This is a genomic window from Neptuniibacter sp. QD48_11, from assembly GCF_047778095.1.
Lineage (GTDB): Bacteria > Pseudomonadota > Gammaproteobacteria > Pseudomonadales > Balneatricaceae > Neptuniibacter.
Window position 1 is genome coordinate 2763686 of sequence record NZ_CP180551.1, and the last position, 13885, is coordinate 2777570.

The following is a 13885-nucleotide window of genomic DNA, read 5'->3' on the forward strand; positions in this document are numbered from 1 at the left end:
AATCCATATATATGAGGAGGACAAGCAGATGAGTCACTTTACCCCTACACCAAAAACAAAGGTTAAACGCGGGTTGAAAAAAGCGACCTATGATAAAGAAACAATTTATCAGATCATGGATGAAGCGCTTGTCTGCCATGTTTCATGTAATTGGCGCGATCAAACTATGATTCAACCAACACTGCATTGGCGTGAAGGCGATTACCTCTATATTCACGGTTCAAGTAAAAATGGTTTGTTCCAAGCATTACTCGCCGGAGAGGAAGCAGCAATAGGGATTACCCTTCTGGATGGCTTAGTGTTTGCGCGTTCTGCTTTCCACCATTCAGTCAACTTTCGCAGTGTGATCATGTATGGCAAGGCCAAACTGATCGAAGAAGAACAGGAAAAGCGCCGACAGTTGGACTTAATGCTAGAAAAGGTTAAAACCGGAAGGTCACAAGAAGCGAGACCCGCGAATGATGTAGAACTCAAAGCGACTGCGGTTTTGGAGTTTAAAATCGAACAGGTTTCAGCGAAAGTTAGAACCGGAGCACCTGTGGATGAACCGGAAGATATGGAATTGGATGTTTGGGCGGGTGTTCAACCAATCCGCCATGTATTCGATGAAATTATTTTCGAATAAGCTGCTCTCAATGAAAGGTTTTACAGCGATATGCTGTAAAACCTTTATTTACCTAGCTAGCCATTTGAATAGCTAAGACAACGCGGTCTTAATATTGATCTCACCTTCCAAGGTCTTATGAACGGGGCATCGATCTGCAATATCCAGTAAACGTTGCCGTTCTTCCTCAGATAAGTCACCGGTCAGCGTTATACGCCTCACAAACTGATCTACTTTGCCTCCAGATTGTTCACAGCTAGAACAATCCTCTGCATGGATTTTGTCATGAGTCACATCTACCTGCACATGCTCTAGAGGCAACTTTTTATGACGCGCATACATACGAATCGTCATTGAGGTACAAGCACCTAAACCAGCAGCAACTAATTGGTAAGGTGTGGAGCCGAGATAATTGCCATCGTAACTCACCGGCTCATCTGCAATTATATGGTGACCTGCTGCGCTGATATCCTGAGTAAAACTGTCCGGATCAGCTTCACTTACCCGAACAACACCTTCAGGGGCATTCATCTGTTTTGGTAACAGTTCAACGTCTATATAACGCTGCACCCAAGTTGAAATCACTTCAGCGGTATACTCTGCATCCTCAACACGCGTAAGCAGATGATCAGCATTATCCAGCGTAATAAAACTCTTTGGATGTTTAGCCATTTGAAATAAACGCGCGGCATTATCCAAACTCACGGTTTCATCCAATGGGGCATGCAGGACCAGTAGCGCTTTTTTCAGATGCTTAACCTTAGTCTCTAAAGATACATCTGAGATATCTTCAATAAACTCACGGCGAATGGTAAAAGCCCTACCACCCAGCTCCACTTCTGCCGAACCTTGGTTACAGATTGTATTTACATGATCACCAAAATTATGAATAACATGTTCCGGTTCAGCTGGAGCACCAATCGTAACAACAGCTTTCGCCTCTCCTATTCTATCTGCCGCAGCCAAAACGGCAGCGCCGCCCAGGGAGTGACCTATCAACAATTGCGGTGCCTGATAGTTTTCTCTTAAATAGTCAGCCGCTAATGCTAAATCGGCAACGTTAGAACTAAATCCGGTATTGGCAAATTCCCCATCCGAATGCCCCAACCCAGTAAAATCAAAACGAAGAACAGCTATCCCCAATGATGCTAGACGTTGAGCTATTCGCCTAGCTGCTGGTATATCTTTGGAACAGGTAAAACAGTGCGCAAACAATGCATAAGCAGCGGGTTTGCCAACGGGTAGATCCAAACGAGCCGCAAGCACTGATCCATCGTAGCCCTTAAATTCTAAACGCTCTGTTTTCATGTTCATTCCTCACAAACTCAACCAATATAGACACAGTATTCATCAAGCATTCAACAAGCTCCATTTGCTTCTCTCTATAGATTGGATAGGTAAGATTTATGACCGAAGGTTTTAAAGATTGTTCAAGCACTTAGGCTAAAGAGACTCAGAAAAGCTCACTATTAAATAGTAATAGCTAAATGGAATGCTGTTGGATACCTGCCTATATTGAAAATAACACTAGCAGGCAGATGAGTCAGAGATGAAGCTATTTACAGGGATCTTACTTTGTTGTTTTTGCTTACCGGCATATTCTCTCGATGTATTTTTTGTGCATAGCTATCACCATGCCTACCCTTGGGTTCAGGAATACTACACCGCGTTCAAAGATCGCTTAGACACCACAAGTTTAGAAGACTACCAAATGGATACTAAACGTATCCCGCAACGAGATTTTCAAACGAAAGCAAACGAGGCAATCCAACTTATCCAACAAAAAAAACCGAAAGTGGTGGTTGTATCAGATGACAACGCTCTTCGCTTAGTTGGCAAACCTGCGCTTCAACAAGGGTATAAGGTTGTTTTTCTAGGGATAAATGGTAATCCAAGGCTTGTTCTTCCACTCACAACTAACCTTGCAGGAGTACTAGAGCGCCCTCTTTTAAAACGTTCCGTAGCGGAGCTTACACGCATAGTGCCTAAATTAAGAAGAATCCTAGTATTGATGGATGATGGCCCTACAACTACAGCTATTATTAACACATCTTTCGATTCTAAGATGCGTCAAGAGATTGCAGGCGTACAAGTCAATGTCAGACGCTTAAAACACCTTCTGGAATGGCAAGCTGAGATTGAACAAAGCAAAGCTAAAGGCTACGACCTGATCATTATCGCCAATTACGCAAAACTGTTAGATAACAAAGGAATCGCGGTAGAGCTAGATGTAACGAGCCGCTGGAGTAGCCAACACACACAAATCCCCTTATTTGGATTTTGGGGATACTCGATCGGTAAAGGCAAAGCTGTCGGCGGCCTCGTTTTATCGGGGGCCGATCAAGGCAGATCCAGTGCAGATATAGTCAATCATTACCTTAGAGAAGAGCGTTTCCCTAATCCTTCTATCGTTACCCCAAAGAAAGGGCGATATCTATTTTCAAATTCTGAATTAGAAAGATGGCAGCTGGAGTTACCCTCTGATGTTTATAAACAAGTTGAGTGGTTGGAGTAAAACTGCCTATCAGCCTCCATTGTACTCATAACAGGCTTATGCCTTGTATTTAACCTTATCAGCAGAATTGCAGGCTTTTATGGAAGCGATGGTGGGTATGAATGAGCAATGCTATGCCTAGGTGGAAGCCAGCAATCATGCTACTTGGTGAGGGAAACTTTTCTCTATCGACTTTAGTTAGAGCTGTAAGCACAGAACAAAGTAGATCGATCTAAAAGAAAGAGCTTTAGCTAGCTCACAACAACCAAACTAGAATTTAGTCGTTTAGCTAAAGAAAATATTAGCCAACAAATGGAAGAAACATAAAGCCTAGTGCGACAGCACCAACAAGCGCAATTACAGGAAATTCCAAAACAGATTTGTTCGCTGGGTTATTCATAACAATCCCCTTACCAGTAATAGGAATCATTATTATCTAACAAAAAAACAAATACAAGTGATTCTTATTTATTGATATTCATTTCATTGAGCATCATATTCTTTATTTCGTGACTCCCTGTATAATTCCCTCGATAACTCACATTCTTCAAATGGCACGTCTATTAAAGCCAGAGGATTTAATATGTTGGAACTTCCACAACTCGATCTCAAAAACAAAGTTTCCCCAGAGGAATGGCAGGTACGGATAGATCTAGCTGCCTGCTACAGGCTAGTGGAAGATTTAGGCTGGGGAGATCTAATCTATACCCATATTTCAGCAAAAGTACCTGGAACAGATCACTATCTGGTAAATGCATTTGGCCTGACATTTGACGAAGTTACTGCATCAAACTTAGTTAAGGTTGATCTTGAAGGGAATATTCTCGACGATACCCCTTTCAAAATTAACCCTGCTGGTTTTACTATACATAGCGCCGTTCACTCTGTGCGTAGTGATGCGCACTGTGTTCTTCACCTACATACCAAAGAATCCATTGCGGTAGCTTCCCTAAAATGCGGGCTATTACCCCTTAGCCAATATTCCTGTTTCCAATTGGCTTCATTGGGTTATCACCAGTATGAAGGGCTAGCTGTAAATCAGGATGAGAAAGCGCGTTTAAAAGAAGACTTAGGTAATAAGAACCACCTTTTACTTCCTAACCATGGCGCACTCACCGTTGGTCCGACCGTAGGTGATGCATTTATGCGCATGTATGACCTACAACGTGCTTGTGAAATTCAATTATTAATTCAATCAACAGGTCAAGATGCTATAGAAGTGGCTCCAGAAATCGTTGATGGCATATCTAAACAAGCAAATGTCGTTCATTCAGGAACTACCGGTGGACAGAAGTCATGGCCTGCAATGCTTCGTAAAGCCTACCGACTTGATCCAAGCTTTGCGCAATAATCTGAAAATTACCGAATAATAAGGCTGATTCATGAAAATAAATCGCGTAGAAATTTTTGATATTCACTGCCCGGACCGTCCTGTTTGGAATCCGGTATTTGTTCGCGTACACACAGATGAAGGCATCAGCGGTGTAGGTGAAGCTGGCTTAGCTTACGACCTAGGGCATAGCGCTGCAGCTCATATGATTAAAGAGTTTGCAGAAGAGATGCTGCTTGGTCGTGACCCATTCCAAACTGAAGACCTTTGGAACTTGATGCTGCGTGGTAGCTTCTGGGGCTTAGGCGGAGGCCCAATTATTTATTCAGCAATGAGTGCTATCGATACAGCTCTCTGGGATATTAAAGGTAAAGCTCTAGGACTTCCTGTTTACCAACTGCTTGGCGGTAAAGTTAACGATAAACTACGCACTTATGCCAGCCAGCTGCAATTTGACTGGGATTCTGAGTTTAAAGCTCTGACTGATCCTGAAGATTATGCAAAAGCAACTGAAAAAGCGCTAGCAGAAGGTTATGACGCTGTAAAAGTCGATCCGATCATGTACAACGAGAAAGGTGAAACATTCTTCGACCGCACCAAACTCTTTACTAATAAAGAGATGAAGATGTTCCGCGACCGACTAATGGCTATTCGTGAAACCATGGGTGATGACGGTGATATCATTTTTGAATGTCACAGTTTGCCGGGCGCTTCAACCGCAATCCAATTAGGTGAGCTGGTCGAGGAAGCGCGCTGCATGTACTTCGAAGAGCCGGTAAATTACCTAAACTCGGAGCTACATAAACGCGTAGCTGACAAAGTGAATGTTCCTATTGCTGGTGGTGAGCGTTTGTATAATCGCTGGGGGGTACGCCCTTATCTAGAAGATCAAAGCCTAGATGTACTGCAGCCAGATATCGGTTTATGCGGTGGTTTCACAGAAACTAAAAAGGTTTGTGATTACGCTGATGTATACGATGTTCGCATTCAGGCACATGTTTGTGGCGGCCCAGTAGCAACAGCTGCATCTCTACATTTAGAAACGGCTATTCCAAACTTCTTAATCCATGAACATCATACCTATGCTATTAAGCAGTGGAACCGCGAGCTTTGCGTTCAAGACCCGCAGCCTGTAGATGGTTTCTTCCAAGTATCAGAAGAACCAGGCATTGGCATCGAATTGAATGATGAAGTAGTAAAGCGCTCTCCGCGTATTGAAGTGAAGTAATTTTCACACTCCATACAAAAGGGCGCTATATTTAGCGCCCTTTTTAATTTGGTCATCATATTATTCAATATCTAACTGATAGATACGCTTTGCATTTTCAAATATCAGCATATCCTTTTCAAAACCCTTCCACTTCATCTCTTTGAGATACCTTTGCCACACTTCAGCATAGGTGCAAGCTAATTCAGAAACAGGGAAGTTACTCGCTAACATCACGCGCGTAAGCCCAAACTGCCTGATTGCAAAACTTATAATGGGTTTAGCTTGTTCCACACGCCAATCACGATTGAACATCTCCCAACCAGAGCACTTGATATAACACTCAGGATGATGCGCAAGCCGGGTAATCGAGTTCATCCACTGCTCATTTAGTTGTAAAGGAGAACCACAATGATTAATCACGACTTTCAAATTGGGCAACTGCTGCATCATATCAGCAAGCGCACAAGACGCACCTTGATCTGGCAAAGATAGTTGGGCCTCAAAAATCAGCTGATTATCAGACAGCATTTCAAGACGCTTAAGTACATTCGGATCGGACAACACTTCTTGAGCGGCATTATCTAAGATATATCTCACACCAACTAAGGATGTGAACCCTTTAAGCTTTTCAAGATGCTCGCCAAAACGATCAGAAGTCAGATCTAGATAAGCGATGGATCGGAAAGGTAACTCACAATGGCACTCAAGCCACTCCAGTTCTCGCCACGGTGAAGAGTTATCAAAACCAGCCTCTATATGAACAAAACCAACAATATCTGCTGAGCCAGATTGATTTAAATCGCTTTCGTTATAACTGCGTCTAATTTTATTTTTATCAGACCATTCAGGCTCATGCCCTTCTTGCAACCAGTGGTAATCTCCATCTTCAAGATTAAACAGGTGCACATGCGGGTCTATCACTCTACTCATATACCGCCTTTAGATCGCAAGTTTTACTTCTACAGCTCAATTACTGGGTTGTATATCCACCATCAATTAACTGCAAACTACCGGTAATAAAACGAGCATCATCACCAATCAACAATGCAACGAGTGCAGCAACTTCTTCAGGCTGACCTATGCGCCCTAATGGCTGCAAAGCTGCTTCTTCTTGATGTATAACACTTTTTTCACTTCCACTTCTTTCACAATAGCGGTCAATCGCATTATGGTAAAGCGGTGTTTCGATTGTTCCCGGGCAAACAGCATTAGCTCGAATACCAAAAGATGCGTAATCTAATGCTGTGGTTTTAGCCATTGAAGCTAAAGCAGCTTTACTCATGTTATAAGCAAAAGAGTTTCTTTTAGCTACGACCGACTGATCAGAGCCTAATAATACGATTGAGCCAGCGCCCTGCTCTCGCATTTGAGGAAGCACAGACTGTAAAAGAAAATAAGCACCTTTGACATTAATAGCCATCACTCGATCAAAGTCCTCTTCCGAGGTATCTTCTAAGTTTGCAGAAAAATGCACACCTGCATTAGATACAACGCCATCGATCCGACCAGATTCCTTGATGACCTGATCAATAGCTTGTGAGACCTGAGTAGAATCGGTCATGTCACATTGAATAAATTCGCCGACCTCAGATTCATTTAGGTCTAAGTTATAAACCTTGTAACCATCATCTAATAAACGTTCAACGACAGCTCTACCTATACCAACAGAACCACCTGTAACTACACAAACCCTAGTCATAGAACTCTTCAACCCTCGGCAACAACAAACGCAACGATATAATCTTTCTCGTCACTGTAACTTAGATGCATAGATGTAATTTCAAGCCTTTCGGCACGCTCTGCTGCACCTCCTGATAGGCTCACTTCAGGACGACCATTCATATCTTTGGTAATTTCAATATGTTTCCAACTAACGCCTCGCCCAATACCTGTGCCTAAAGCTTTAGATACCGCTTCTTTGGCACAAAAACGTTTAGCTAGAAACAGAGGAGGATTGGATACTTTGAGGAACTGTTCATATTCGGAAGTAGATAAGATACGTTGCGGCAAGGCAGGCGTTCTTTCCAACGCCTGCTCCATGCGGCTGATCTGAAGAATATCGGTCCCGATACCTCGAATCATCGCTTCAATGCATCTCTTTGCGGCTGAATTCGAGCTTGAGCCTGAAGCATCTGTTGCTTAATTTCAGATACAGCTTCTTTTAAACCAACAAATAAAGCGCGAGCAATAATACCGTGGCCAATATTTAGCTCATTCATCTCAGGGATTTCAGCAATCTGCTCAACATTATGATAATGCAAACCATGACCAGCGTTTACTACTAGCCCTTTTTGATAAGCATAAGCAGCAGCTTCACGAATACGCTTCAGCTCTTCGGCCTGTTCTGCAGAAGATTCAGCTTCTGCGTAGGCACCTGTATGCAATTCAATCACAGGAGCACCACAACGAATAGTTGCATCAATCTGTGCTGGCTCCGGATCAATAAATAGAGACACCTCGATACCTGCCCCAGCTAATCGATCACAGGCTTCTTTCACCCGCCCTTCTTGACCAGCGACATCCAATCCACCTTCGGTCGTCAACTCTTCGCGCTTCTCTGGAACCAAACAACAATGAGCAGGCTTTACATCTTCAGCAATGGCAATCATCTCTTCAGTAACAGCCATCTCAAAGTTCATACGTGTCTGCAATGTCTCTTTGAGCAAATAAACATCACGATCTTGAATATGGCGGCGATCTTCTCGCAAATGAATAGTAATGCCATCCGCACCGGCCTCTTCCGCTAGCGCAGCAGCCTGAACAGTATCTGGGTAGCGTGTACCTCGCGCTTGGCGAATCGTAGCCACATGGTCAATATTGACCCCTAATAACAAACGGGACGGTTCAATCACACCACTTTCCTCACATTTTTTGAAATAGCTCTCGGCTACGCAAGGGCTTATGCCCTAAAGCACGATCAATTAAATTTCGCATCAACCGCTTAGCGGCTCTGCGAACTTGAATGTCTGAATAATCATCGACAGCAATCGCTGATAACTGCCAACCATAAAAGCAAGACGCCTTGTTTTTCTCCGTTACTTCGCTAACAGGAACAAAGCCATGCTCAGGGTTAAAACAATATACTGACTCTGCAGATGTCTGCTCCAGTTCCGGTAACACCCCAAGCTCATCAAGCAAACGATGCTCAAAGGTGCGTAGTGCCCCCTCTATATCTTCTCCAGATACTAACTCATTTAAAACATACTGATAATAAACATAGAGCTTAGGGTGACCATCAAAAGGCTGCAACAACCGCTCTAGCAACTCATTGACGTACAGGCCACAGAGTAATGCATCGCCATTCAAGAACAGCATAGCAGCCACAGGTTCAGCTTGAGTCAATGTTTTGAGGTCGTTACGCCCACGCCAACTAACTTGAATGGGCACAAAAGGCTGTACCGATGCACGTAATTTAGATTTGGGCCTACGCGCGCCCTGAACAACAGCGGAGACTTTACCATGTTCTAGAGTGAAGAAATCAACGATAAGGCTAGTATCGCGATAAGGGCGGCTATGGAGGACATAAGCCGCCTGCGGATCAGAATGACTCATGCTGTGTTAGGTGTTGTCATAACCCAAACTACGCAATGCTCTTTCATCATCCGCCCAACCACGACGAACTTTAACCCATAGGTTAAGCATTACTTTAGCATCAAACATACGCTCCATATCCATGCGAGCATCACGACCAATTGTTTTGATGCGCGAACCTTTATCACCGATAACGATTCGTTTCTGTCCATCACGTTCCACAAGAATAAGCGCACTCACATGAAGAACACCGTTTTTGGCGTATTTAAACTCTTCGATCTCTACGGTAGTACCATAAGGAATCTCATCGCCTAAATTACGCATCAACTTTTCACGAACCATCTCCGCAGCCATAAAGCGTGAGCTTTTATCTGTTAGCTGGTCTTCAGGAAAGTGATGCATACCCTCAGGAATATGCTTGGCGATTAGCTCTTCAAGTTGCTCGACGTTATGCCCATCTTTAGCAGAAAGAGGAATCATTTCAGCAAAGTCCATACGCTCAGAATGCGTCTGCATCTGAGGTAATAACGCCGTTTTGTCTTTAAGTTGATCGACTTTATTTACAGCTAAAATAACCGGACAACGAGCATGTTTGACCTTGTCCAGTACCATCTGGTCTTCTTCAGTCCAAGCAGTACGGTCAACAATAAAAACAACAACATCAACATCACGTAATGCGTCTGATGCAGCTTTGTTCATATAACGGTTTAAAGCTTTTTTCCCGTCATCTTTATGTAAACCTGGAGTATCCACATAAACAATCTGTAGATCATCTTCCGTTTTGATACCCATAATCTGATGACGAGTTGTCTGAGGCTTACGCGAAGTAATACTCAACTTCTGTCCCAATATATGGTTCATCAATGTCGATTTACCAACATTTGGACGACCAACAATCGCTACGAATCCACATTTTTGATCTGGATTGCGAGGTTCCAGCAGGTGCATTAAATCTTCAGCCATAACTATTTCTCCACCTGCAGCTCTATCAGCGCATGTTTTGCGGCTTCTTGTTCAGCTTGACGGCGACTGCTACCAATACCTTTAGCAGGCTTAGCTAACCCAGTCACTGTACAATCAATGTAAAAGGTTTGATCATGAGCTTCGCCTTCTACATTGATTAACTCATAAGTTGGCAAAGCTAAACGGCGCGATTGCAAAAACTCCTGCAAACGTGTTTTAGAGTCTTTAAGAGTCTCATTTAGGTCTAATTTTTCTAAACGAGCTTTAAACCAAGAAAGAATAAATCCACGGGCCGTTTCCATATCGGAATCTAGATAGATGGCGCCGATAATAGCTTCTACAGCATCAGCTAAGATTGAATCTCTACGGAAACCACCACTCTTAAGCTCACCACTACCTAAACGCAGGTAATCTCCTAAACCTAATTCACGTGCGACTTCGGACAAAGTAACACCTTTAACCATACGTGCACGCAAGCGGCTTAATTCGCCTTCTTTAGCCTGCGGGAAGCGCGCGAACAGATCATCAGCAATAACAAAGTTCAAAATTGAATCACCTAGAAACTCTAGACGCTCATTATTCTTCTTACCGCAACTACGATGCGTGAGAGCCAACTCAAATAATGATTCATCGGCAAATGGGTGCCCTATACGACGGGCTAGATCGGATACAGGTTTAATCAAGGGGTTTCAGCTTCATATTCATTTGTAAAAAATACAACTGCATCAATATTTCCAAACATTGGAACACGAACTTCATAATCAAGTATTGCAGTAATAATGCCGTCATCTTCAAAGACTGTTAACGAATCTTTTTGCGGTAAATTCAGTTGATTTATCACCAGTTTTTTCCTGACACTAGCTTTTATACCTTTAGGCCCTTTAGCTAGTTCTTCAGGATCGTTCATAGCGTCAACTAGAACCGAATTAAAAGTCCTATTATCTACGTATGCAGGAAATAACTTGAATGCAATAGAAAACAAAAAACCAGCTACAATAAGTACTAACAAATTAGCAAAAATTGACGCACCAGCTTGTTTCTTAAGAGTAGATCTCATAAGAGCCTCCATTACTCAATTACGCGAACATCACCAAATGACGGTATACTTAAAAAGGTAGGCCAATGCATCCAAACTGCAAATGCCTTACCTACTAGAAGATCTTCAGATACAAAACCCCACCTGCGACTATCATTACTATTATCGCGATTATCTCCAACCATAAAGTAATGACCTTCAGGTACAGTCCACTCCATATTCTGAGCTGGTCTGCGAACATCTCTATACATTTGATGTTCAACACCATCTAAATTTTCATTAATTAACAAACGCTGTGGATTATGTGGTGGTAATTGAGCCAACAACTGTTGGGATTGCTCTTTTCCGTTTATAAACAACTTCTTGTTTTGGTAACTAATTACATCACCCGGAAGCCCCACTACTCTCTTAATATAGTTAATAGATGGTTTTTCAGGGAATTTAAATACAACCACATCACCACGCTCAGGATCATTAATCTCAATAAACTTAGTATTCAAAACAGGTAAACGAAGCCCGTAGTGAAATTTATTTACCAAAATAAAGTCGCCAATCTTCAACGTCGGCAACATTGAGCCAGATGGAATCTGAAAAGGCTCTACTAGGAATGACCTTAATACCAAAACGATGAAAAGCACTGGAAACATTGATCGACCCGTATCGACCCAACCCGATACACGATTAATCTGTTCAATGGCTTCATCAGGAAGCGGGCCTTCCGCCTGGGCAGAAGCAACTCTCAGCTGTTCATCTCTTTGTGGTTTCAAAGAGATTCGGTCGTAAAACCAAACGATGCCGGAGATGAAAGTTAACGCAACCAGCACTAATGCGAAATCAAAATCCATCTAACAATGCCCTTCCTGATAATTAGCTATCAACTTTAAGTACTGCAAGGAACGCATCCTGTGGGATCTCTACACTACCCACCTGCTTCATACGTTTCTTACCTTCTTTCTGCTTCTGTAGCAGTTTCTTCTTACGGCTTACGTCACCGCCATAACACTTCGCGGTTACGTTCTTACGCAATGCTTTAACTGTTGTACGAGCAATGACCTTACCACCAAGAGCAGCCTGAATTGCCACATCAAACATCTGACGAGGAATAACCTCTTTCATCTTTTCACATAGCTGACGGCCACGGAATTGAGCATTATCACGATGCAGAATAACGGCTAAGGCATCGACCTTATCACCATTGATAAGAATATCCATACGCACCAATTTCGCTGGATCAAAGCGTACGAAATTATATTCAAGAGAAGCGTAACCACGACTTACAGACTTCAAACGGTCGAAGAAATCCAAAACAACTTCCGCCATCGGTAGTTCATAAGTAATCTGTACTTGGTTACCTACGTAGTTCATCTGTTTTTGAATACCACGCTTCTCAACACATAGTCCGATCACCTGTCCTAGATAATCTTGTGGAACAAGGATATTCGCTTCAACAATTGGCTCACGCATCTCGTTGATTGAACCAGGATCAGGAAGCTTAGAAGGGCTATCAATCTGTATAACATCACCATTATTCATCTCCAACTCATAAATTACAGTTGGAGCTGTAGTGATCAAATCCAGATTATATTCACGCTCAAGACGTTCTTGAATGATCTCCATGTGCAGCATACCCAAGAAGCCACAACGGAAACCGAAACCAAGTGCATCTGATGTTTCGGGCTCAAAGAACAACGAAGCATCATTCAAGGTCAATTTATCTAATGCTTCACGGAAATCTTGGTAATCATCAGAGCTTGTTGGGAATAGACCAGAGTAAACCTGAGGTTGTACTTTCAGGAAACCAGGTAGGCTTTCGACATCTGGCGTTTTAACATGGGTCAATGTATCACCTACAGGTGCACCATGAATGTCTTTAACACCCGCAACAATAAAGCCTACTTCACCTGCATGCAAAACACCGGTTTCTTTCTGCTTAGGTGTAAAAATACCTACCGATTCTGCTTGATAGTTTTGACCCGTAGATTTAACTAGAATTTTGTCTTTCTTACGCAATGTACCCTGAGTTACACGCACCAGAGAAACAACGCCTAGGTAATTATCAAACCAAGAATCAATAATTAGGGCTTGTAGAGGAGCATCAACATCACCTTCAGGCGGTGGAATTTCCTTAACTAACTGTTCAAGAACGTCTTCTACACCCATACCGCTTTTAGCAGAACAAGCTACTGCGTCGGTAGCATCAATACCGATAACTTCTTCAATCTCGACACGAACTCGCTCCGGCTCAGCCTGAGGCAGGTCCATTTTGTTTAGAATTGGGACAACCTCTAAACCTTGCTCGATTGCTGTATAGCAGTTAGCAACTGACTGAGCTTCTACACCCTGCGCAGCATCAACGATCAAAAGCGCACCTTCACAAGCGGCTAAAGAACGAGAAACCTCATAGGAGAAATCTACGTGGCCCGGTGTATCGATAAAGTTAAGCTGGTAAGTTTCACCATCTTGCGCCTTGTAATTCAGAGTAACACTCTGCGCTTTAATGGTAATACCACGCTCACGTTCCAAATCCATGGAATCAAGAACCTGAGCTTCCATTTCACGGTCACTTAAGCCACCGCACATTTGGATAAAACGATCGGCCAAAGTCGACTTACCGTGGTCGATATGGGCAATAATAGAAAAATTTCGGATATTTTTAAGGTTGCTCACGTGCAGGCTACCGCTACTCTAATACTCGCTGGAAAGGCGCAAGTTTACAG

General features: G+C 42.9%; 15 protein-coding genes. 4 read left to right on the forward strand and 11 right to left on the reverse strand.

The genetic code is table 11. From position 1 onward, the window contains the following. Nucleotides 1-28: 28 nt before the first annotated feature. Complete coding sequence (locus ACMXYU_RS12865) at nt 29-625, forward strand: pyridoxamine 5'-phosphate oxidase family protein (RefSeq protein WP_415898998.1); 597 nt, start codon at nt 29-31, stop codon at nt 623-625. Between the two features lie 72 nt (nt 626-697). Here ACMXYU_RS12865 and ACMXYU_RS12870 read toward each other — a convergent pair whose 3' ends face one another. Continuing rightward, nucleotides 698-1912, reverse strand: coding sequence for an alpha/beta fold hydrolase (locus tag ACMXYU_RS12870; RefSeq protein WP_415898999.1), 1215 nt, complete (start codon nt 1910-1912; stop codon nt 698-700). Nucleotides 1913-2153: 241 nt separating this feature from the next. On the opposite strand from ACMXYU_RS12870, the gene ACMXYU_RS12875 reads away from it, so the two are divergent. The 3 genes from ACMXYU_RS12875 to ACMXYU_RS12885 all read left to right on the forward strand — a co-directional run bounded on the left by ACMXYU_RS12875 (nt 2154) and on the right by ACMXYU_RS12885 (nt 5656). Then, complete coding sequence (locus ACMXYU_RS12875) at nt 2154-3119, forward strand: ABC transporter substrate-binding protein (protein WP_415899000.1); 966 nt, start codon at nt 2154-2156, stop codon at nt 3117-3119. A gap of 562 nt (nt 3120-3681) precedes the next feature. Continuing rightward, complete coding sequence (locus ACMXYU_RS12880) at nt 3682-4449, forward strand: class II aldolase/adducin family protein (protein WP_415899001.1); 768 nt, start codon at nt 3682-3684, stop codon at nt 4447-4449. Between the two features lie 31 nt (nt 4450-4480). Beyond that, a complete protein-coding gene (locus ACMXYU_RS12885) occupies nt 4481-5656 on the forward strand; it encodes a mandelate racemase/muconate lactonizing enzyme family protein (RefSeq protein WP_415899002.1) in 1176 nt (391 codons plus the stop codon). A gap of 60 nt (nt 5657-5716) precedes the next feature. Here the strand turns inward: ACMXYU_RS12885 and ACMXYU_RS12890 are convergent, their stop codons facing one another. The 10 genes from ACMXYU_RS12890 to lepA are packed head-to-tail and all read right to left on the reverse strand — an operon-like array spanning nt 5717 to nt 13835. Beyond that, nucleotides 5717-6568 (reverse strand): amidohydrolase family protein, encoded by an 852-nt coding sequence (locus ACMXYU_RS12890; RefSeq protein WP_415899003.1) that lies wholly within the window; start codon nt 6566-6568, stop codon nt 5717-5719. A 40-nt stretch (nt 6569-6608) separates the two neighbouring features. Next, nucleotides 6609-7337 carry an SDR family NAD(P)-dependent oxidoreductase gene (locus ACMXYU_RS12895; RefSeq protein WP_415895683.1) on the reverse strand — a complete coding sequence of 243 codons (729 nt, stop codon included), beginning with the start codon at nt 7335-7337 and terminating at the stop codon, nt 6609-6611. 8 nt (nt 7338-7345) lie between these two features. Continuing rightward, nucleotides 7346-7720 carry a holo-ACP synthase gene (gene acpS, locus ACMXYU_RS12900; RefSeq protein WP_415899004.1) on the reverse strand — a complete coding sequence of 125 codons (375 nt, stop codon included), beginning with the start codon at nt 7718-7720 and terminating at the stop codon, nt 7346-7348. After that, complete coding sequence (pdxJ, locus tag ACMXYU_RS12905; protein WP_415901124.1) at nt 7717-8487, reverse strand: pyridoxine 5'-phosphate synthase; 771 nt, start codon at nt 8485-8487, stop codon at nt 7717-7719. The genes acpS and pdxJ overlap by 4 nt, the downstream gene beginning before the upstream one ends. A gap of 13 nt (nt 8488-8500) precedes the next feature. Then, the gene (gene recO / locus ACMXYU_RS12910; protein ID WP_415899005.1) at nt 8501-9190 is read right to left on the reverse strand and encodes a DNA repair protein RecO; all 690 of its coding nucleotides are present in this window, start codon (nt 9188-9190) and stop codon (nt 8501-8503) included. Nucleotides 9191-9196: 6 nt separating this feature from the next. After that, nucleotides 9197-10132: a GTPase Era gene (gene era, locus ACMXYU_RS12915; protein WP_415882154.1), complete on the reverse strand. Its 936-nt coding sequence runs from the start codon at nt 10130-10132 to the stop codon at nt 9197-9199. A gap of 2 nt (nt 10133-10134) precedes the next feature. Further along, a complete protein-coding gene (rnc, locus tag ACMXYU_RS12920; RefSeq protein ID WP_415899006.1) occupies nt 10135-10815 on the reverse strand; it encodes a ribonuclease III in 681 nt (226 codons plus the stop codon). Further along, nucleotides 10812-11189 (reverse strand): DUF4845 domain-containing protein, encoded by a 378-nt coding sequence (locus tag ACMXYU_RS12925; protein ID WP_415899007.1) that lies wholly within the window; start codon nt 11187-11189, stop codon nt 10812-10814. The genes rnc and ACMXYU_RS12925 overlap by 4 nt, the downstream gene beginning before the upstream one ends. 11 nt (nt 11190-11200) lie before the next feature. After that, entirely contained in the window at nt 11201-12013 is an 813-nt protein-coding gene (lepB, locus tag ACMXYU_RS12930) for a signal peptidase I (protein WP_415899008.1), read from the reverse strand. Nucleotides 12014-12035: 22 nt separating this feature from the next. Beyond that, nucleotides 12036-13835 (reverse strand): translation elongation factor 4, encoded by a 1800-nt coding sequence (gene lepA / locus ACMXYU_RS12935; RefSeq protein ID WP_415899009.1) that lies wholly within the window; start codon nt 13833-13835, stop codon nt 12036-12038. Nucleotides 13836-13885: the final 50 nt, after the last annotated feature.

Coding starts and splice junctions, on each gene's coding strand:
- ACMXYU_RS12865 (WP_415898998.1), top strand. CDS start 29: ATGAGTCACTTTACCCCTACACCAAAAACAAAGGTTAAACGCGGGTTG.
- ACMXYU_RS12870 (WP_415898999.1), bottom strand. CDS start 1,912: ATGAAAACAGAGCGTTTAGAATTTAAGGGCTACGATGGATCAGTGCTT.
- ACMXYU_RS12875 (WP_415899000.1), top strand. CDS start 2,154: ATGAAGCTATTTACAGGGATCTTACTTTGTTGTTTTTGCTTACCGGCA.
- ACMXYU_RS12880 (WP_415899001.1), top strand. CDS start 3,682: ATGTTGGAACTTCCACAACTCGATCTCAAAAACAAAGTTTCCCCAGAG.
- ACMXYU_RS12885 (WP_415899002.1), top strand. CDS start 4,481: ATGAAAATAAATCGCGTAGAAATTTTTGATATTCACTGCCCGGACCGT.
- ACMXYU_RS12890 (WP_415899003.1), bottom strand. CDS start 6,568: ATGAGTAGAGTGATAGACCCGCATGTGCACCTGTTTAATCTTGAAGAT.
- ACMXYU_RS12895 (WP_415895683.1), bottom strand. CDS start 7,337: ATGACTAGGGTTTGTGTAGTTACAGGTGGTTCTGTTGGTATAGGTAGA.
- acpS (WP_415899004.1), bottom strand. CDS start 7,720: ATGATTCGAGGTATCGGGACCGATATTCTTCAGATCAGCCGCATGGAG.
- recO (WP_415899005.1), bottom strand. CDS start 9,190: ATGAGTCATTCTGATCCGCAGGCGGCTTATGTCCTCCATAGCCGCCCT.
- era (WP_415882154.1), bottom strand. CDS start 10,132: ATGGCTGAAGATTTAATGCACCTGCTGGAACCTCGCAATCCAGATCAA.
- ACMXYU_RS12925 (WP_415899007.1), bottom strand. CDS start 11,189: ATGAGATCTACTCTTAAGAAACAAGCTGGTGCGTCAATTTTTGCTAAT.
- lepB (WP_415899008.1), bottom strand. CDS start 12,013: ATGGATTTTGATTTCGCATTAGTGCTGGTTGCGTTAACTTTCATCTCC.